This is a genomic window from Reyranella sp. (assembly GCF_030651995.1).
Lineage (GTDB): Bacteria > Pseudomonadota > Alphaproteobacteria > Reyranellales > Reyranellaceae > Reyranella.
Map to the genome: position 1 here is coordinate 19,398 of NZ_JAUSBN010000037.1, position 15,997 is coordinate 35,394.

24 protein-coding genes are annotated in these 15,997 nt (G+C 64.4%); 5 read left to right on the top strand and 19 right to left on the bottom strand.

All coding sequences use genetic code 11. The annotated features are described in order from the left end of the window. Nucleotides 1-15: 15 nt before the first annotated feature. The 14 genes from Q7V45_RS10375 to Q7V45_RS10440 form a co-directional block, all read right to left on the bottom strand. Nucleotides 16-204, bottom strand: a complete 189-nt coding sequence (locus tag Q7V45_RS10375; protein WP_304851179.1) for a hypothetical protein — start codon at nucleotides 202-204, stop codon at nucleotides 16-18. Between the two features lie 18 nt (nucleotides 205-222). After that, nucleotides 223-1,146 (bottom strand): phage tail tube protein, encoded by a 924-nt coding sequence (locus Q7V45_RS10380; RefSeq protein ID WP_304851182.1) that lies wholly within the window; start codon nucleotides 1,144-1,146, stop codon nucleotides 223-225. A gap of 64 nt (nucleotides 1,147-1,210) precedes the next feature. After that, the gene (locus Q7V45_RS10385) at nucleotides 1,211-1,672 is read right to left on the bottom strand and encodes a phage tail terminator-like protein (RefSeq protein WP_304851185.1); all 462 of its coding nucleotides are present in this window, start codon (nucleotides 1,670-1,672) and stop codon (nucleotides 1,211-1,213) included. A gap of 7 nt (nucleotides 1,673-1,679) precedes the next feature. After that, nucleotides 1,680-2,384, bottom strand: coding sequence for a hypothetical protein (locus tag Q7V45_RS10390; RefSeq protein WP_304851188.1), 705 nt, complete (start codon nucleotides 2,382-2,384; stop codon nucleotides 1,680-1,682). Next, a complete protein-coding gene (locus tag Q7V45_RS10395; protein ID WP_304851191.1) occupies nucleotides 2,384-2,719 on the bottom strand; it encodes a hypothetical protein in 336 nt (111 codons plus the stop codon). The genes Q7V45_RS10390 and Q7V45_RS10395 overlap by 1 nt, the downstream gene beginning before the upstream one ends. A gap of 1 nt (nucleotide 2,720) precedes the next feature. Further along, nucleotides 2,721-3,383 carry a hypothetical protein gene (locus Q7V45_RS10400; RefSeq protein ID WP_304851194.1) on the bottom strand — a complete coding sequence of 221 codons (663 nt, stop codon included), beginning with the start codon at nucleotides 3,381-3,383 and terminating at the stop codon, nucleotides 2,721-2,723. After that, on the bottom strand, nucleotides 3,380-3,568 hold the full coding sequence (locus tag Q7V45_RS10405) for a hypothetical protein (RefSeq protein ID WP_304851197.1): 189 nt from the start codon (nucleotides 3,566-3,568) through the stop codon (nucleotides 3,380-3,382). The genes Q7V45_RS10400 and Q7V45_RS10405 overlap by 4 nt, the downstream gene beginning before the upstream one ends. Before the next feature lie 28 nt (nucleotides 3,569-3,596). Next, nucleotides 3,597-4,022 (bottom strand): hypothetical protein, encoded by a 426-nt coding sequence (locus Q7V45_RS10410; RefSeq protein WP_304851199.1) that lies wholly within the window; start codon nucleotides 4,020-4,022, stop codon nucleotides 3,597-3,599. Between the two features lie 85 nt (nucleotides 4,023-4,107). Continuing rightward, nucleotides 4,108-5,454: a phage major capsid protein gene (locus Q7V45_RS10415; RefSeq protein WP_304851202.1), complete on the bottom strand. Its 1,347-nt coding sequence runs from the start codon at nucleotides 5,452-5,454 to the stop codon at nucleotides 4,108-4,110. A 16-nt stretch (nucleotides 5,455-5,470) separates the two neighbouring features. Continuing rightward, complete coding sequence (locus Q7V45_RS10420) at nucleotides 5,471-6,154, bottom strand: HK97 family phage prohead protease (protein WP_304851205.1); 684 nt, start codon at nucleotides 6,152-6,154, stop codon at nucleotides 5,471-5,473. A 1-nt stretch (nucleotide 6,155) separates the two neighbouring features. Further along, nucleotides 6,156-7,385 carry a phage portal protein gene (locus Q7V45_RS10425; protein WP_304851208.1) on the bottom strand — a complete coding sequence of 410 codons (1,230 nt, stop codon included), beginning with the start codon at nucleotides 7,383-7,385 and terminating at the stop codon, nucleotides 6,156-6,158. Then, on the bottom strand, nucleotides 7,385-7,588 hold the full coding sequence (locus Q7V45_RS10430) for a hypothetical protein (RefSeq protein ID WP_304851211.1): 204 nt from the start codon (nucleotides 7,586-7,588) through the stop codon (nucleotides 7,385-7,387). The genes Q7V45_RS10425 and Q7V45_RS10430 overlap by 1 nt, the downstream gene beginning before the upstream one ends. Before the next feature lie 8 nt (nucleotides 7,589-7,596). Next, nucleotides 7,597-9,324, bottom strand: a complete 1,728-nt coding sequence (locus Q7V45_RS10435; protein WP_304851214.1) for a terminase large subunit — start codon at nucleotides 9,322-9,324, stop codon at nucleotides 7,597-7,599. Continuing rightward, nucleotides 9,303-9,692, bottom strand: a complete 390-nt coding sequence (locus Q7V45_RS10440; protein WP_304851217.1) for a hypothetical protein — start codon at nucleotides 9,690-9,692, stop codon at nucleotides 9,303-9,305. The genes Q7V45_RS10435 and Q7V45_RS10440 overlap by 22 nt, the downstream gene beginning before the upstream one ends. A gap of 91 nt (nucleotides 9,693-9,783) precedes the next feature. On the opposite strand from Q7V45_RS10440, the gene Q7V45_RS10445 reads away from it, so the two are divergent. Both Q7V45_RS10445 and Q7V45_RS10450 read left to right on the top strand, forming a co-directional pair. Further along, nucleotides 9,784-10,080: a type II toxin-antitoxin system RelE/ParE family toxin gene (locus Q7V45_RS10445; RefSeq protein WP_304851220.1), complete on the top strand. Its 297-nt coding sequence runs from the start codon at nucleotides 9,784-9,786 to the stop codon at nucleotides 10,078-10,080. Nucleotides 10,081-10,082: 2 nt separating this feature from the next. Further along, entirely contained in the window at nucleotides 10,083-10,412 is a 330-nt protein-coding gene (locus Q7V45_RS10450; protein ID WP_304851223.1) for an addiction module antidote protein, read from the top strand. Here Q7V45_RS10450 and Q7V45_RS10455 read toward each other — a convergent pair. The 3 genes from Q7V45_RS10455 to Q7V45_RS10465 form a co-directional block, all read right to left on the bottom strand. Next, nucleotides 10,409-11,662, bottom strand: coding sequence for a site-specific DNA-methyltransferase (locus Q7V45_RS10455; protein ID WP_304851227.1), 1,254 nt, complete (start codon nucleotides 11,660-11,662; stop codon nucleotides 10,409-10,411). The two genes, Q7V45_RS10450 and Q7V45_RS10455, sit on opposite strands and share 4 nt — an antisense overlap. Further along, nucleotides 11,650-12,282, bottom strand: a complete 633-nt coding sequence (locus Q7V45_RS10460; protein ID WP_304851230.1) for an NUMOD4 motif-containing HNH endonuclease — start codon at nucleotides 12,280-12,282, stop codon at nucleotides 11,650-11,652. Before Q7V45_RS10460 ends, Q7V45_RS10455 begins: the two co-directional genes overlap by 13 nt. A 113-nt stretch (nucleotides 12,283-12,395) precedes the next feature. Then, complete coding sequence (locus Q7V45_RS10465) at nucleotides 12,396-12,845, bottom strand: HNH endonuclease signature motif containing protein (protein WP_304851233.1); 450 nt, start codon at nucleotides 12,843-12,845, stop codon at nucleotides 12,396-12,398. A gap of 3 nt (nucleotides 12,846-12,848) precedes the next feature. Between Q7V45_RS10465 and Q7V45_RS10470 the strand changes: the two genes are divergently transcribed. The 3 genes from Q7V45_RS10470 (at nucleotide 12,849) to Q7V45_RS10480 (ending at nucleotide 14,708) form a co-directional block, all read left to right on the top strand. Beyond that, nucleotides 12,849-13,148, top strand: coding sequence for a DUF3489 domain-containing protein (locus Q7V45_RS10470; RefSeq protein ID WP_304851236.1), 300 nt, complete (start codon nucleotides 12,849-12,851; stop codon nucleotides 13,146-13,148). A 6-nt stretch (nucleotides 13,149-13,154) separates the two neighbouring features. Then, entirely contained in the window at nucleotides 13,155-13,718 is a 564-nt protein-coding gene (locus Q7V45_RS10475; RefSeq protein WP_304851239.1) for a DUF3489 domain-containing protein, read from the top strand. 477 nt (nucleotides 13,719-14,195) lie between these two features. Then, on the top strand, nucleotides 14,196-14,708 hold the full coding sequence (locus tag Q7V45_RS10480) for a hypothetical protein (RefSeq protein WP_304851242.1): 513 nt from the start codon (nucleotides 14,196-14,198) through the stop codon (nucleotides 14,706-14,708). Nucleotides 14,709-15,196: 488 nt separating this feature from the next. On the opposite strand, the gene Q7V45_RS10485 is transcribed toward Q7V45_RS10480, so the two are convergent. Next, a complete protein-coding gene (locus Q7V45_RS10485) occupies nucleotides 15,197-15,496 on the bottom strand; it encodes a DUF6362 family protein (protein ID WP_304851245.1) in 300 nt (99 codons plus the stop codon). Between the two features lie 4 nt (nucleotides 15,497-15,500). Further along, a complete protein-coding gene (locus tag Q7V45_RS10490; protein WP_304851248.1) occupies nucleotides 15,501-15,977 on the bottom strand; it encodes a DUF302 domain-containing protein in 477 nt (158 codons plus the stop codon). Nucleotides 15,978-15,997: the final 20 nt, after the last annotated feature.

Below are 15,997 nucleotides of genomic sequence, written 5' to 3' on the forward strand. Positions count from 1 at the left end.
GCGCAGGCGGCCACGCTAGGCCGCCGTGGCGAGTCCCTTGGACACCCAGTCGTCGGCGGTGTGCCCCTCGGGGATCTCGGAAGCCTCGATCACCATGCCCTTGGCGAAGGTTGCTCTCCGCGCCGGCTTGTCGGTGCCGTCTGCGTTCTGCCCCTGCCCGACAAACAGGTGGAAGGTGGCCGCAATGATCAGTTTGTCGTCCATCGTCAAACTCCGTGATCGTTAGGTTGTGTTGCGGGTGATCTTGATGGCGGCCGCCTCACCGGTGTCATAGCGGGCCATGAAGTTCAGGGTGACCATGTGGTCGCCGGTCGCGCCGGGATCATCGACGTCCGGGTTCCACACGTCGCAGTAGGGCAGTAACAGCGCATCCTTCTGGGCGTTGGTGTTTCCGATGAGCAGCGAGAGGTCCAGCCCCGTCTGCCTGTTCATGAACGTCGAATAGTCCGTGGACGCGCTGAAGTAGAGTTGCACGCGCCCGCTGACATCAAACAAGCCTTGCCCGATGCCGAAGGGCGAGTTGGACCCCCACGAATGCTGAGGCCGCATGTTGTTCGCGATGGTCATGTCGAGGCTGACGACCTTCGCACCGGAGATGGAGAAGCAATCAGTGACCACGATGTCCGCTGGCGTCGAGGGATCGAGGCCCGGCGTCGGCGCCGCGTAGGTCGCACCCACAATCGCAGTTGTGGCGGCAGTCTCGGCCAGCGCCTGGATGCCGAAGGTGATGGTGCCCGGCTGGCCGGTGCGGAAGGAGATGGTTGTGGTATCAACCTTGCAGCCGGTGAGACGGCGGTATGGATCTGTGATGCCGCCTTCATAGCGCTCTTCAAGCGTGAAGAAAGTTTCCGCGCTTCCGTTCTTGAGGACATTAGTCTGCCAAGTGCCGCAAAGCGCGTTGCTCAGAAGGATGTCTGTGCCGGCATCGCGCGCCCACGGCAACTCGATGCTCTTGGGGAACGTGTAAAGACCGGACGTCATGTTCGCGGCCATGCGGTCGCTGCGGCGTTCCGGGGAACGGGTAGCAGGACGATCCGGCGAACCACTCACTCGAATATCGCGAAGTAGTTTGAAGCCGGGCGTCGCCGGTGTCGATCCCTGCGTCACCTCCGCGACGATCGCGGTCTGCTTGTTTGCGCTGTCCATCGCGGGACTCCTCTATTGCAACACAGAAAGCCGCCCGTCAGGCGGCCGTACACACGCGGGCGGACTAGCCGACGTTGTAGGTTTCGTAAGCGAGGGCCAGGCTCTCGACCCACATGCCGCCTTCGTCGAAGCCGCCGCCCATCGGAGCCACGGCAGTGATGCGGATCGTGCGGGCGCCGGCGGCGAAGCGGTCCATGCGGAAGAGGTTGCGCAGCGCGGCGGCGTAGGTTTCGGCGTAGTCGCGCACGGTGGTGCCCGCACGCAGGCGGGTCACAATGCGGACCGTGACCTGCCCTTGCTCGCGGTGGAGGTTCGAGGCCGGGGCGCCGAACGTGTACTGAGCCTCGCTGCCGCCGGAAAAGTCGAGCTCGAGGTGACCTTGCGTGGTGCTCGCCGCATTGGCCGCCGCGGGCGCCGGCTGCTCGGCAGTGTTGAGCACGTCGACGATCGGCCACGGGATGCTCGCGGTGGTGCGGTGCGCTGCCAGCCTGGTGCGGAAGGCGTCGCGGAGGGTGTCGCCGGCCATGAGTACCTCAGTTCGGCAAGCCGGTCGGCTTGATGAAGAAATGCAGCGACGGATAGACGTGGTCGCGCAGGATCCGCTTGCGAGCACCGCCCCCGCCCTGCCAGCCCTTCACCTTCACGCCGGTGTCGAGCTTCACGTACTTGAAGTCGAAGAACATCGACCGGCCGTAGCGCTGCACCAGCATCGGCAGCACGACGCGCTCATAGACGCCGCGCGGTGCTTGGCGGCTCAAGCCGGGGACCGCGGCTGTCTTCGTCTTGGCAGCACCGCGGCCCTTAGATCGGGAGCGACGGCCCTCGATCTTTTTGGCGTAGGGCTGCGGATTGACGATCTGGACGCGGTCCGTTTCCTTCACGGACTGCAGGGCGGCACGCAGGTCGCCCGAGATCTCGACCTTGTTTAACAGCACGACGTGCGACTGCGCGTAGCGGCCCGTTCGGACCGGCGACCGCTTTCGCAGCATGTCGAGCGCCCAAAGCACGGCCTCGGCCATCTGCGGCCGGCGGATGAATTCGATCCTGCCGAATGGCTTTACCTGGTCGTAATGGCGGCGCGGCATGCCGTCGGTGACGACGACGGGCTGGTTGTCGAAGCCCTTGCCGACCTCCTCACGAAGCGCGGTCTCGGCGACGCGGATCGTGACTTCCTTGACCCACTGGCCGATCGTCTGGCCGTCCGTGGGCTTCCCTATCTGCTGGATGGTGACCGGCATCAGCCCACCACCTCGAGTTCGTAGAGCGCGACCGTGTCGCCGTCACCCATGGGCTTCCAGTCGACGACTGTACGGGCGCGACCGCCGACGGTCAGGGTGTCCGTGCCGGAGCTTGGAACCTTCGACGTCCAGGCCGACGCCAGCATCTCGGTCGGCGCGATCTTGACGCGGAACCGCTGCTGTTCGGCGCTGCCGCCGACGTCGTCGGTGCCGCCCGGGATCCTCTTGCCCTGCAGGCCAATCGTTGTGGCCTCGCCCTCGCGGGATAGAATCATGGTCTCGCCGTGAAGACGGATCAGGCGGGCGGCGTTGCGATGGATGGCGCCGCCCGGCACGTCAGAGCGCCCAGGACCTGAATGGAGCCAGCGCACCTTCAAGGGCGGTCAGCAGCCCGCTCTTACCTATGCTGTCACCTCCGGCGACGGCATACGAGCCGGACCAGACGTCAGGCGTATTCTCGGACCTGAGCGCGGGGTCCCGATCGGTGGCCAGGTACTTCATTTTAACCTGCTCGATCACCTGTCCCTCGAGTTCGGCCGGTACCTCCGCGGGCAGTGACCAGCCGGCCGTCCAGGACACCACGATCTTGCCGGGCGACCAGCAGACCGGGGCGTCGTCGGCCATTCTTTCCAGCATGCCCCCGCCAACGAGGCGGAAGTCGGTGTTCAAGGCGAGACTGGTCCCATCCTCCACGACACTGCTCACGGCAGTAACGGGCGTGCGCCAAGGCAAGACCAGGATTGAACTACGGCTCATGTCGGTGCCCAGCCAGGTGGCACGGACGACTTCCAGGCCGAACGTAGGCACGGGACCGGCCGCGCCGCGGGCCAGATTGCAGAACCGGACACACTCCCCGCTGACGGCATCGATGATGCTTTCGATGAGGGTCGTATCGACGGCACCAAGCCTCAGCGCCGCCTGGACCTTTGCCGCCGTGGTCAGTCGGCAGGCCACCGCGGAGACTGCCGGCGTCACCACCTCGAACAGCGGCGAGTTCACCGGCTCGCCGATCGCCGCCGCAGAGGTTCTTGCGCCATCGGAGCAGCGCCCAGCGCCTCTGCCCACCCCTCGGCAACAGCGACCCTCGCGAGATCTCCCTCGACCAGCTCCGACACCTCGAACTGCCGCGGATGGAGGGCGCCATCGGGCGCCCCCATGAATGCCTTGATGACCTTCGCCTTCATGACTGGCTCCTCATGCGATCAGAGCCGATCAGGCCGGGGGGTTCGAGGTCGGCCGGTTGCGCGGACAGCCAAGCACCCACACGCCCGCGACGAAGGCGTTGCCGGTGTTGGCCGCCGGCGTGATTGTGACGCGGGCGTACCGCTTGCTGGTGCGCAAGCCGATCTTGAAAACCTTGTCATCGTCGCTGAACAGGAAGCTCGCCTGTGTCTCCAGGCCGATCAGCTGATCATCGGGAACGGCTGTGGCATCCGACAGGTTAGCCGCGTCCCCGTGCTCGACCAGGGTCGTGAACGTGGCATCGGCATCGGCCAGCGCGCCGGTCAGGATCACGAACTCGGCAGCCTCATACCCGGCAAGATCCGCGATCTGCGATACGAACGGCGTGTTGTCCGCAACGGCTGCCGCAGGGCTGATGCCGCGCTTCAAATGAATGTTGTTGTGCAGGTCTTGCATGGTGACAGTCCTTTGAGGGCAGAATAAGAAAAGGCGCGCCTCATGAAAGCGCGCCTTCGATGTTTGTCCGGTCCGTGCCGACCGATCAGGTCGAGCACTTCAGCTTGCGAATGGCCTCGGCCAGCGTCACCGCACCGCCAACACGCTTCCAGAACAGGAAGCGGACATTGCCGCTGGTCGCCTGGGTGAGGTTGTCGCGCTGGAGCGACATGGCGAGGCGATCGACCAGCGTATAAGCCCGGGCGAAGTCGCCGTAGGCGATCGGGTAGGTATTCGCCCCCTCGCTCGGCATGTCGGGCACTTCTACATACGGGTCGCCATCGATGGTGTTGGGCTTGCCGAGCGCAATCCCGGGCATCCAGATGTACTGCTTGTTGCCATCTTTCAGCTTGCGGACCGAGCCCAGCGTGGTGCGGTTCAGCGCCCAGGTGGCATTGCGCGTATAAGCCGTCTTGATCGCGTGTTTCAGGGTGAGGATGCCGTCCGCCTGGCCGTTGGCGTCCGCCACGGTGGCCGCGGACCCCGAGACAGTCGAGCCCACGTCGGTGTTGGTCAAAAACCCCTCGCACTGGTTGACGCCCGTGCCCGACACGACCTCGGCGCCTTCCTTGACCGCGAACTGCTCGTCGGCCTCCAGCCGCAGCTCGGCTTCCAGATCAAAAGCCGAATCTTCCAGGTTCTGCCGGCTGATATCGATCAGCGCACACATCTCCGGGGCCACGATCTCGATCATGCCCCAGGTGAGACCGGTGGTCTCAGTGCGGGTCTCCTGCTCGCCGACGCGGCGCGCGGCAAACTGGCCGGTGCGCTTAGGCAGCATGATCGACTTGGCCCCGGTCGAGCGGACCCGGACCAGGGAGCGAACCGGCGACATCTCGGTGATGCCCTTGATGATCTCTTTCACATACTCCGGAGGCGCCAGGTAGCCGCCGGTCGTGTCGTTCTGGATCGAGAGCGACTTGCATTCGGTCTCGACGTCGGCCAGCACCTTGCGGTGCTCGTCCGAGAGCGGCGTTCCCCCCATCGAAGACAGGACCGCCGCGCGTGCCCAGGTCGCGTGTGTGACCTTGCGCTGCAGTTTGAGGTCTTCGCCGCCCATCAAGGGCCGCTTGAGCTTGAGTTCCAGCCTGTCGATGGTCTCGCGCAGCTCCTGCTCGCGCTCGATCGCGGCCTTGGCCTCCCGCTCGATGGCGACCAGCTTCTGGTTCACCTCTTCGGTCCGGGCGAGGTCGGCCTCGATCCTGTTGAGCTTTTCCAACGTCAGGGGATCGGCCGCCCCCTTCTTCTCGATCTCGGCCAGGCGCTGATCGTTCGTCTTCTTGAACTCCTCGAAGCCCGTCATCAGCGGGTCGACGACCTTCTTGACCTCGGCGGCGACATTGGCGCCGCCGTCATCCTTGCGCTCGATGCGGCGCAGATTGCCTAAATTCATTGTCCTGTCCTTCGGTTCAGGGGGAGAAAACGCTGGTGGCACGGTCGCGCAGTGCCTCCAGCTCCTTCGCCGTCCCGCCCTCATCCCGAGGGGTCGGATTGGCCTTGTAACCGCCGCTGGCTATCGCCTTGGCGGCAGCAATCGAAAACCCGCCTGCATCCCGCAGGAAGCTTTCGAAATCTCGGATGGTCTTGATGTTCTTCGACGCCTTGGCGCCCTCGATCCCAGCCTGCTCGTTCATGCCCCACAGCACGGGGCCCACCTCGTAAAGGTCGAGCTTGCTGATGGAGCGGAAGGTCTCGCCCGCGAGCTTCCCGTAGGAGCTCTCCACGACCGAGTAGGTGATCGACATGGCGTCGATCGCCTCGGCCATCATGCCTTCGTGCAGGGTGCGGCCGCGGTCGGTATCCAGGGCGATGAGCTGGCCCTCGACCCTCAGGCCGTGGTCGTCCTCCTCCATGCCGGTCCAGTAGCCGATCGGCAGCAGGTCCTCCGACGACATGCCAAGACCGTGATGCCACAGCATCTTCGGCATCTTGCCCTTGGCCTTCCACTCGGCGAGCGTGTCCCTGAAAGCGCCTTTGACGATCATGTCGCCGCCGTCGTCGATGTTGTCGAACACCGCGCCGTAACCGGAGAAAGACCCCGGCTTCGTGTCGCTCGCGAACTTCAGCTCGAACGGCCGGGTGGTACGCAGCATGTCAGTTGCCTCCAGGCGGTAGCGGCCGGGCGCGCTCGCCCTGTGTGCTCATGTTGAGGGGCAGCAGCGGCTCGCCCAGCCCCTCGATCGGGTTCAGATCTTCCAACCGCCGCGCCTCGTTGCGTGTGAGCCAGCCATTGGTGATGCCGCTGGCATAGAAGGTGGCACGCGCCGCGTTGTCGCCGCGCAGGAGGCCCTGCATGGAAAACTTCGCGACGATGTCGTCCTCGTCGGGGAAGAGGTCGCGGGCCAGCGACTGCTCCCAGTTCTCGATCCATGGATTGAGCGTGTGGATGACGTGGGCCAGAAAGAACGCCTCCGCCGAGGCGAAGGTCGCCGTCTTGTCGGCGTAGCCCACCATCTGCGGGAACACTTTTAGGTCACGGCAGATCTCCTCGATCTGGAAGCGCCGCGTGTCGAGATGCTCGGCATCGACTCCCTTCATGCCAAGCGGCGTCCAGGTGCTGTCCATGTCGAGCACGGCCGTCTTGAACTTGTTCTGCATCCCACCCTGATACTGTGACCACGCCTCCTTCAGACGGGCGCGGGCCGCATCGTCCAACGCCCCCTTGATCGACAGCACACCGCCCGGCTGCGTGCCGTTGGCATGAAGGGCGGCGTGAGTTTCCTCAGTGGCGATGGCAAGCCCCACCGCCTCGCGCGCGACCTGCAGGGCGTCGAGGCCGGCGACGCCGGTCCAACTGGGGCCCCGCAGATGGAACACATCCTCGCGTGGCAGGACCGTCGCCTGTCCATTCAGGCCGGTTAGCCGGTAGGTCAGCGTGTAGTCGCTGGCCTGCTCGATCGTATAACTGCCCGGCACCAGCGGGATCAGCTCGCGCGGCACGCCGCGGACGCGGCCTATATAGGCGCAGCCGTTCCCAAGCAGAACAGCATGAAACATCATGACCTGCCGGAACTCGAAGGACGTCATCCACTCGTTCGGGCGGCGCGACAGCAGCCGGTAGGCCGGATGGTCCTTCGCCAGCTCCTTCGAGCCGTCGGCCTTCTCCCGGTAAACTTTTAACGGCACCTGCGCGATGCCGTCGGCCAGCACCCGCAGGCAGGCAAACACCGTCGAGACTTTCAGCGCGCTGTCGACGTTGACCGACACGCCGGCACGCGAGTTCTGCTGGCCGAACAGCGCCGCCCAGCTGAGGTTTCCGGCGTCGGTCGCTTTCAGCTCGCGGCGTCGCAGGCTGGACGCCAGGGAGCCGAACAATCCTGCCATCAGTCCGCCGCGCGATTGCCGAGCGCAATCATCAGGGTGCCGACAATCAGCAGAATGCCCGCGGTGATGAAACCGGCGGGCGGGTAGATCATCCAGGCCCCGTAGGACACGAGGCCGACACCGCAGAGGCCGGCCAGATCGCGGGCAAGACCGGGCACCGCCCCTGCAATTGTGCGCACGGCGGTGGCGAGCAGCTTCATCATGCTTCCCTCTAAAGAACGAGCATCTCGCTCGACCGCAGATATGACCGTCCGGCGGCCTGAGGATTCATGGCCATCAGGGCAACCGCGTTGAACGCCGCCATCAGCGGATCGATCTTGGCCGTTCCCGAAGCCTGTTTCGTGATCACGATGGCATTGCCCTTGGGCTCGACCTTCGCGTTGCCCACCGCCCAGGCCATCAGTCCCATCCCGCCATGAACCAGCGTGCCATCGGCCAGCTTGCGCTCTGCCGTCTTGATCGCGCCGGTGAGCTTCCAACCCTGCGTGATACCGACCACCCGGTCGTTGCCGGCAATCCCCACTTCGGCCAAGGCGTCCACGATGGCGCCGACGCCGAACGGATCGAGGCCGACGGATCCCAGCTTGCCAGTCTCGTCGACCCGCTCGGCCAAGGTAGCTATCTCGGCGATGTCGTCGCCCAGGTTGGCGACAATTCGCAATTCGCCGGCGGTTTCGAAGTCACGGAGCACCGAGGCCTCACTTTTGCGCCGTTCCAGCACCGAACCGTGGGCCCACGCCCGCGACCACAGCAGCCAGTGGCGGGTGACCCTGTCTCGACCGAGTACTGCCAGGCCCAGCAGATCGTCCAGGCCGCCTCCGTCGATGCCGATCACCACCACCTCGCTCCGCTCGATCAGGGCGTCCAGGGTGAGGGTCCTGTCCGCCGCCCGCTGCCAGAGGTCGGCACCGACCCAGCGATCGGAGCGAAGCGCCAACCCGATCTCGATGTTGAGATGCTGGGAGGCCCAGCGAATGATCTCGCCCTGCCCCTTGGCCTTCGCCTGGGCCCAGTCGTCTTCCAGCCGCTTGATCGTGACCGACCGGTCGCGGTTCGGCGTCACCATCCACCACTTGCTGGAATCCTGCCACGCCGGCGGGTCAGCGGTGTCGTTGGCGATGTCCTCGGGGAACTCGTAGAGCACCGGGAGCATCGCTCCCCGGGTCTTACCGTCCCGGATGGCGCGCGCCACCATCAGCTCGGCTCGAAACGCCCCTCGTGGCGGCTCGTCGGACTGGGTCGTGATGAACACCAGGAAGCCCTCGGGGTTGGGCAGCAGCCCGCCCCGCAACTGGCCGATGATCCGCTCGGCCGCCGCGACCTTGGCGATCTCGTGCAGTTCGTCGAGCAGTACGCCGGTAGGCTTCACGCCCGTGAGCACCGTGGTGTCGAACGCCTTGATCTCCAGGGTAGCTTTGGTCCGACGATCGGTGATCTTCCGCAAATGCTCCTGCACGTGCAGGCGCTTCCTGAGGAACCCGTCGGGATCCTTGTCGACCATGCCCAGCGCCTGGCTGAAGGCTATGTGGGCCAGCGACACCGTTGGCGCCACCAGCAGGAATTCTGCCCTCGGCCGCTCGTTCATCAGCAGCGTCGTCACCATCAGAGCCGCGGCGTACGACGTCTTCGAACTCTTCTTCGGCGCCAGCAGAAAGATCTCGCGGATCATCCGCTCCCGGGCGACCGGGTCGAACGACCCGTGCAGCGCGCCGACGATCTCGCGGAACCAGTCCGCCCCCGCCTCCGCCAGCGCCGGCGTGCCGATCACGTCGGGCAGCCGCAGCTTGTTGAAGATCGCGATCGCCCGGTTGGCCTGGGCCCGGTTGAGGTGCGGCAAATCAGGCAGCAGCGATCGACCCGCCCGGATGCGAGATGCGATCTCGCCAATCCGGTACGGCCAGCGACCACGGCTCCATCTCAGTTGACCAAGCGGCCCCACTCGGTGCCGTCGCCTGCCGTCAGCGCATCACGTTCGGCCGCCTCCTTCTTGCCCAGAGGCTCTTCCACGCGCTTCGGCGCGTACTCCGACCAGCCCGCCCGCACTTTCAGCCAGAAGATCGCCGCCGACAGGCCTTCCCGCGTCGGCTTGCACGCCATGGTGAACAGGTTCTGCGCCACCTTGGCCGTAGCCTTGATGCTCCCCAGCTCGATCTGGTCGGCGTAGTGGAAGCGCAGCGTCTTCGGGTCGATGCCGACCAGGCGGGCGATCTCGCCCTGGGGGATGCCGAAGCCGGACAGGGATTCGACCAGGTTGCGGGTCTCGTCGGTCGGTACATGCGGGGGCCGTCCGCGTCCAGGGCGGGTCACTTGGAAATCCTATGGTTGGGTGCCATCCGGCGCACTGTTGCATCTGTAATCTGCAGTTGACGCCTCACCGCCAGTAACCTAGAGGTTACACGTGTTCGAGGTACGCCAGACTGTTGTCTTCAGCCGCTGGCTGGAACGACTTGCCGACCAGCGCGCTGCTGAGCGTATTGCCCAGCGTATCGTGCGCTTGCAGTCGGGGCTCCTCGGAGACGTCAAGCCAGTTGGAGAGGGCGTCTCCGAGTTGCGGATCGACTACGGCCCCGGTTACCGAGTGTACTTCGTACAACGGGGGAAGATCATGATTGTCCTGCTGTGTGGCGGAGACAAACGTACGCAGTCTCGCGACATCAGGGCGGCAAAAGCTTTGGCGGCGGACCTGGAGGATTGAAGATGGCTACGAAGACGATCGCCTTTGATGCGGCGCGCTACCTTGGTTCTGCCAAGGCTCAGGCTGAGCTGCTGACCGACGCCCTGGAGTCGGGCGATGCCGGGTACATCGCCAACGCCCTTGGCGTCATTGCACGAGCGCGGGGGATGGCCAAGGTCGCCCGCGGCGCAGGTGTGACGCGCGAGGCGCTCTACAAGACACTGAGCCCCACTGGCGACCCCAAGCTGACGACTCTGCTCGGCGTTATCCGGTCGCTTGGCTTCTCCCTTGCCGTCCAACCACCGGCCCGGCGGGCCACGAAGACCGTGGAACGCAAGCGGAAGGCTGCTTAGGTCGTTGGAAATTGGTCACCCGTGAGGGCGTGACAGGCACGAGCACCAGTCGTCCCCTGCCACCGCTGCACAATCACATCGACGTACCGCGGATCGAGTTCCAGCAGCCGCGCCCGCCGCCCCGTTCGCTCCGCAGCAATCATCGTCGTGCCTGACCCGCCGAAGGGATCGAGCACGATATCCCGGCTCTTCGAAGAGTTCCTGATGGCACGCTCAACCAGCGCCACCGGCTTCATCGTCGGATGCAGGTCGTTCTTCACAGGCTTGTCGAAGAACCAGACGTCGCCCTGATCGCGCGCGCCGCACCAGTAGTGATCGGCGCCGTCCTTCCAGCCGTAGAGGATCGGCTCGTACTGGCGCTGGTAGTCAGCGCGGCCGAGCGTAAACGTGTTCTTGGCCCAGATCACGAAGGTCGACCACTTGCCGCCGGCTTCGCGGAACGCCTTCTGCAGCGTGTCGAGTTCTGACGACGACATGCAGATGTAGATCGCGCCCTTGGTGACGGCGAGCATGTTGACGCTGGCGGCGTGGAGAAGGGCTTCGAACCCCTCGCCCAGCGCATCGTTCAGGATCGGCCGGTTCTTGCCGCGCAGCTTGTCCTTGGCCGAGTTGGCGTAGTTCACGTTGTACGGCGGATCGGTGAACGCCATGTCCGCCAGTTCGCCGTCGAGCAGCCGATCGACGTCGGCGCGGACCGTCGCGTCGCCGCACAGCACACGGTGCTCGCCGCAGATCCAGAGGTCGCCGGGCTTGCTGATGGGGTCGGCAGGCAGCTCGGGCGCCTCGTCCAGGTCGCCATCGCTATCGGTGCCGAGCAGCAGCTTGCCCAACTCGAGTTCGCCGAAGCCGGTCAACCCGAGGTCGAAGCCCATCGCCTTGAGGTCGCCGAGCTCGACAGGCAGCAGTTCGGCGTCCCAGCCCGCATTCAGCGCCAGCTTGTTGTCGGCGATGACGTAGGCGCGCCGCTGCGCCTCTGACCAGCCGGTCGCCACCATCACCGGCACCTCGGAGATGCCGAGGCTCTGCGCCGCCAGAATGCGTCCGTGGCCGGCGATGATCGTGCCTTGCTCGTCCACAAGCGCCGGAATCGTCCATCCAAATTCCCGGATCGACGCCGCGATCTGCGCGATCTGCTCGGCGCTGTGGGTACGTGCGTTGCGCGCTGAGGGCACCAAGCCGGCCACCGGCCGACGCTCCACGCGATCTGCCGGCCACAGCTGAGTTGGCTGGGCCTCCTTCACGTGCGCCATTTCAACACCCCGTACGCGCCTGATTTGCTCATGCCGAAATCTGCGGCGATCATCGCGAATGTCGCGCCTTCACTTCGGCGCTTGAGTATCGCGTCGGCCTGAGGGTGGCGCGATCGCGGAGGTCCGCGCTTCTTCTGGCCAGGTTTGAAGAAGTTGATCGGCCTCGCATAGGTGCCGTGCCGCCGCTTATCCTGCTCGTTCTCCGCCCGTGTGGCCCACCTGATGTTGCTCGCTCGATTGTTGAGCGTATTGCCGTCCCAGTGCGCAGCCTCATGCTTCGACGATGGCGGGAGTCCGAAGAAGGCCAGCGCCACAACGCGGTGGACGCCGCGCTTCGCCGACTTTCCAAGGGACACGTACAGGTAGGCGTTTGCCTTGAACAGCTTGAGGACGCGTCCCCTCAGCCGCCGACCGTCGGGAATCAATCGGTCAATCGACCGCACGCGACCATGGTCGCTGGCCTCGTAGCCGGGGTGACCGGGGATCGGGCGCCAATCTTCCAGTACCTCCCTCGCCGCGAATCGGTGCTCTCCGCTTTCTGCCGGCCACACCAGGCCGGCCGGGGGCGCAAGCGCGGGCTTCCAGCCCGTACCTGGCAGTACGGCCGTCTCAGCGGTCATCGTTCCCCTTCAGGTAGAGGCCCGGGAAGGGCCGATTCTTGGAGGTATTGGCGGACGGGAAAAATTCTCTGCGTGCGCCCCCGTCCGGCAGCGCGCCCCAAAAGCCCCAAGGATCAAGGTCCCCCCGGCCTCCGCGCCGTGCGCTTCGCGCGCTCTGCCACGGTCTTGAGGCTGTGGTGCGACGCGCAGAGCAGCCAGACGTTCGTGCGCTCCAGCGGCGCGCCACCGTCTTTCAGTTCGACGATGTGGTCGACGAACATGCGACGCTCAACGCGACCGCATCCGTCCACCTGACAACGTCCACCTGCTTCACGTCGAACACGATCGCGCAGCGCGATCCATGCCGGCGACGAGTAGAACGGTTCCGCCACCTTCGGCGGCAGTGCCGCCGTGCGCAGATCTGCCAGCCCGACGCGAGGCTGCAGCGCTTGTAATCCCATGATCGTGTTGCTCCCAATAAAGCAATCGAATGATCCGCTTGTGTGCTTGGCTCGTGCCGCGATTGAAGCGGTCATGATCACCGGGCCGCGATGGTCGTGGCCCGTTTCATCGAAAGGGTCCACGTCATGTCGAAAGCTTCAACCAGCACGCGCGCCAAGCGCACGACCAAGCACGCAACTGCCAAGAATGCCAAGGGCGCAGCCAAGACCGCCAGTGCGCCTCGCGCCGAGAGCAAGCAGTCGCAGCTCATCGCCATGCTCAAGCAGCCGGACGGCGCGACCATCGCCGAGATCGCCAAGGCGCTGCACTGGCAGTCACACACGGTACGTGGAGCCATTGCCGGGGCACTGAAAAAGAAGCTCGAGCTCAATGTCGAGTCCGAGAAGGTCGACGACCGCGGTCGCGTGTACCGCATAGCCGAGTAGCGGCTGATGTACCGCATCATCCTGCGCTCGGTCGGCAACCCGGACTTCGGCCAAGACCCGTATCAGCCGATGTCCCCGACCGAGGAGATCATGGTCGATACGCTGCAGCAGGCAGCAGCAGCCGCGCGCGCTTACATCGTGCGCCATAACCTCGGTGGCGGGAACTTCCCATCACCGCACGTGTTCAAGGGCAATCAGGTAGTCGCCCGGATCTCCTACAACGGTCGCATCTGGCTGCCGCCGGAGGGCGGCTGGAGCGACAACGACCCCGACGACTGGAGACGGTGGCGGGAGGCGCCGGGATATGCCCAAGCCTATGACATCCCCTCAATCTCTGCCACCCGGCCTCCCTTGAATCCAACTTCCAGCAAGCGGCCGGCAAAGCACGACAGGCTGGAAGCGATGCTACGTCGTCCAGAGGGGGCAACACTCGATCAACTATGCCGGGCGTTGGACTGGCAACCACAAAGCGTAATGGTCGCATTGTCTCGGATAATCAGGAAAGAGCGCGGACTGAAGATATCGAGTACTGTCGTGCGCCCCGTCCGGACATATCGAATAGTCGATTAGCCGAGCACCACCCGCTCGATCAATCAGCCGGTGGTCGCACCAATGCGTGGTCGCCGGCTTTTTCGTTCGTATTGTGGGTGATGCCCGCCGCGCGCGCCTCTCGCGATCATAGCAAGAAATCTACCTTGTCTGACCGAATCCGTCTGCGCGAAAAGTGTCTGCAAGTGCCGTTTTCTGAACGACCGCCTCGAGAGTGATTCGGCCTCCACATACCCTTCAAGGGCTGCGTGAGTTCGCGGCCCCTTGCGATGATCCGACGGGCGCCGCTCGCGGCGGGCAAGGCGATCGTTTCGCTCACCGATAAGTCTTGGGTGGGCCGCCGATGGCTTCACACAATTCACACTTGATGATAATTTCTCAGACAGCTTCAGGTTGTCGATATCAGAATGTCACGCAGTCGATCAAAGGGCGCAAGATCCTTACCGCGAGACGCGGAAACCCGCCCGCTTGGACTGTAATCCAGGTATGGAGCCGCTTGTGAAGAGCGTCGTTCTTCTCTACCCGCTCGCCGCGGTGATGCTGGCGGCACTTGGTTTGTATTCGATCCGCCACGAGCTCAGCGAAAAAGCCACCATGCGCCTCGAATGGGTGGCAACGCCCGCTCTAGCTATCGCCGTAGCGGCGGTGTTACTGATCGTGTCACCAGTCCAGCGCATTGAGTTTTGGATCCTCGCCCTCGCCGTCGGCTTCTTCCTGGGCGCGCTTGCGGGCTCATTGCTGAAGATCAACCAAGATGTTGGGCAGCAGTTACTGCGCGTTGCCCGCACCTGGGATGGCGCAATCGCGGCGGCGCTGCTTCTATTGCTTGCCCTGGTCAGGCTGGTGATATCACCCAAACCGGGCGAGCTCGGATTCGGTGCCGGCATCGCTGCATTCCTCGCGGCCTACCTCACCGGCCGCTACATCATCGCGCGCTTTTATAAAGTGCCGCGGGCGATCCACCTCGACATGGTCCGCGGCCGCAACCCACGACGGACACTGATTGCCTGACAAGGCCGCGGCGTGACGACATACGCAAGCGAGCGATCAAGAGCGGCCTGCCGATGTGCCCTTCACCGGTCCTTGCCGTTCTCGTGTTGATGGCGATGCTCCCGCGCGCTCTTCTCGCGATCATAGCAAGAAATCTAACTTTTCTGACCGAATCCGTCTGCGCGAAAAGTGTCTGCAATCAGGGAACTCGCCGAGATGGCCGCTTAGCAAAACTTGGGGGCGGCGTGAAAACGGCTCCCGGTTTCGAATCCTGTTGAGCGTCTCTCGGCAGGCTGGTAACCGGCTCCGATCGAACACTCACCCAATTCGACATACTAAGAGCCTCGTCCCAAACCCACCCTGAGGCTCCCGAGTAGCGATGGCCGGTGTCCCCAAGCACCGGTCATCGCATTCTCCTTCAGTCATATTTGACGCCCGCCGGCGGTCACGACAATAGCGTGGCCGCCGGCTTTCGTCGTCCGTCCAAGACGCGCGGACGGATCATGGGGCTATGCTTGCCTTGCCTGCACAGCTCGCAGGCGGCCAATCAGTTCCCGGCGCCCCAATCCCTTCGGAGCGGCACGGCCATTCAGCCGCCACGCCATGACGCAGAGCGCATAGAGCAAGTGCTCGTGCGCCGTGGCCCGCGCCAGGCCGACCGACCAGCAGATCGACTTCCAGCGCATTTCGCTGGCTCGTAGCCACGTGATCTTTGCGTCGACGGGCTTGAGCCAGGGCATCCAGCCGTGCGTGCCCTCCATCCGGCAGATAGCTGCGGCTGTTCGCTCAAGACATTGATGCGAACCCATGTGCTTAACGTGTTGCTGTTTCGGCAATTGTGGCCATCAAGGCCTCTGTGCGAACAGCTTGTTCCTTTGCCTGATCGCTGCTCTGCAGGCCATGTCGCTGAGCCACGCTGAGCATATGGCTCGCTGTGTTGTAGGTTACGCTTACGGTGCCAGTTGCGTCCTGCCAAACGAGGATCTTCAGCGGCAGGTCGATTGCCAGGGTCGGATAACGAATAAACCGCTCGGTCCCTATCCGGGGGTTGCCGATGACGAGCACCGTGGACGGCGGCATCGTTTGCCCGACGGATGCCGCCGCAGCCGCGTGGTCGAGGCGCCCAAAGACCTGAAACCCCTTCTCCCGCGCTGCAGTCTCTACTCGTTCGACCGTTGCCGTATATGAGTGGACGCTGCGCATGCTGGCGACGCCCTCGGCAGCCAGGCATGCCTGTCCGTAGATTAGTATGGATCCAACGAACGCGATGACGCCCTTAATGGAAATCATGATCTCCTCCCAATTTTCTC

What these genes read in the sequence shown, in the direction of transcription:
- Q7V45_RS10375 (WP_304851179.1), bottom strand. Translation starts at nt 204, where the DNA reads ATGGACGACAAACTGATCATTGCGGCCACCTTCCACCTGTTTGTCGGG.
- Q7V45_RS10380 (WP_304851182.1), bottom strand. Translation starts at nt 1,146, where the DNA reads ATGGACAGCGCAAACAAGCAGACCGCGATCGTCGCGGAGGTGACGCAG.
- Q7V45_RS10385 (WP_304851185.1), bottom strand. Translation starts at nt 1,672, where the DNA reads ATGGCCGGCGACACCCTCCGCGACGCCTTCCGCACCAGGCTGGCAGCG.
- Q7V45_RS10390 (WP_304851188.1), bottom strand. Translation starts at nt 2,384, where the DNA reads ATGCCGGTCACCATCCAGCAGATAGGGAAGCCCACGGACGGCCAGACG.
- Q7V45_RS10405 (WP_304851197.1), bottom strand. Translation starts at nt 3,568, where the DNA reads ATGAAGGCGAAGGTCATCAAGGCATTCATGGGGGCGCCCGATGGCGCC.
- Q7V45_RS10410 (WP_304851199.1), bottom strand. Translation starts at nt 4,022, where the DNA reads ATGCAAGACCTGCACAACAACATTCATTTGAAGCGCGGCATCAGCCCT.
- Q7V45_RS10415 (WP_304851202.1), bottom strand. Translation starts at nt 5,454, where the DNA reads ATGAATTTAGGCAATCTGCGCCGCATCGAGCGCAAGGATGACGGCGGC.
- Q7V45_RS10420 (WP_304851205.1), bottom strand. Translation starts at nt 6,154, where the DNA reads ATGCTGCGTACCACCCGGCCGTTCGAGCTGAAGTTCGCGAGCGACACG.
- Q7V45_RS10425 (WP_304851208.1), bottom strand. Translation starts at nt 7,385, where the DNA reads ATGGCAGGATTGTTCGGCTCCCTGGCGTCCAGCCTGCGACGCCGCGAG.
- Q7V45_RS10430 (WP_304851211.1), bottom strand. Translation starts at nt 7,588, where the DNA reads ATGATGAAGCTGCTCGCCACCGCCGTGCGCACAATTGCAGGGGCGGTG.
- Q7V45_RS10450 (WP_304851223.1), top strand. Translation starts at nt 10,083, where the DNA reads ATGGCTACGAAGACGATCGCCTTTGATGCGGCGCGCTACCTTGGTTCT.
- Q7V45_RS10455 (WP_304851227.1), bottom strand. Translation starts at nt 11,662, where the DNA reads ATGGCGCACGTGAAGGAGGCCCAGCCAACTCAGCTGTGGCCGGCAGAT.
- Q7V45_RS10460 (WP_304851230.1), bottom strand. Translation starts at nt 12,282, where the DNA reads ATGACCGCTGAGACGGCCGTACTGCCAGGTACGGGCTGGAAGCCCGCG.
- Q7V45_RS10470 (WP_304851236.1), top strand. Translation starts at nt 12,849, where the DNA reads ATGTCGAAAGCTTCAACCAGCACGCGCGCCAAGCGCACGACCAAGCAC.
- Q7V45_RS10475 (WP_304851239.1), top strand. Translation starts at nt 13,155, where the DNA reads ATGTACCGCATCATCCTGCGCTCGGTCGGCAACCCGGACTTCGGCCAA.
- Q7V45_RS10485 (WP_304851245.1), bottom strand. Translation starts at nt 15,496, where the DNA reads ATGGGTTCGCATCAATGTCTTGAGCGAACAGCCGCAGCTATCTGCCGG.
- Q7V45_RS10490 (WP_304851248.1), bottom strand. Translation starts at nt 15,977, where the DNA reads ATGATTTCCATTAAGGGCGTCATCGCGTTCGTTGGATCCATACTAATC.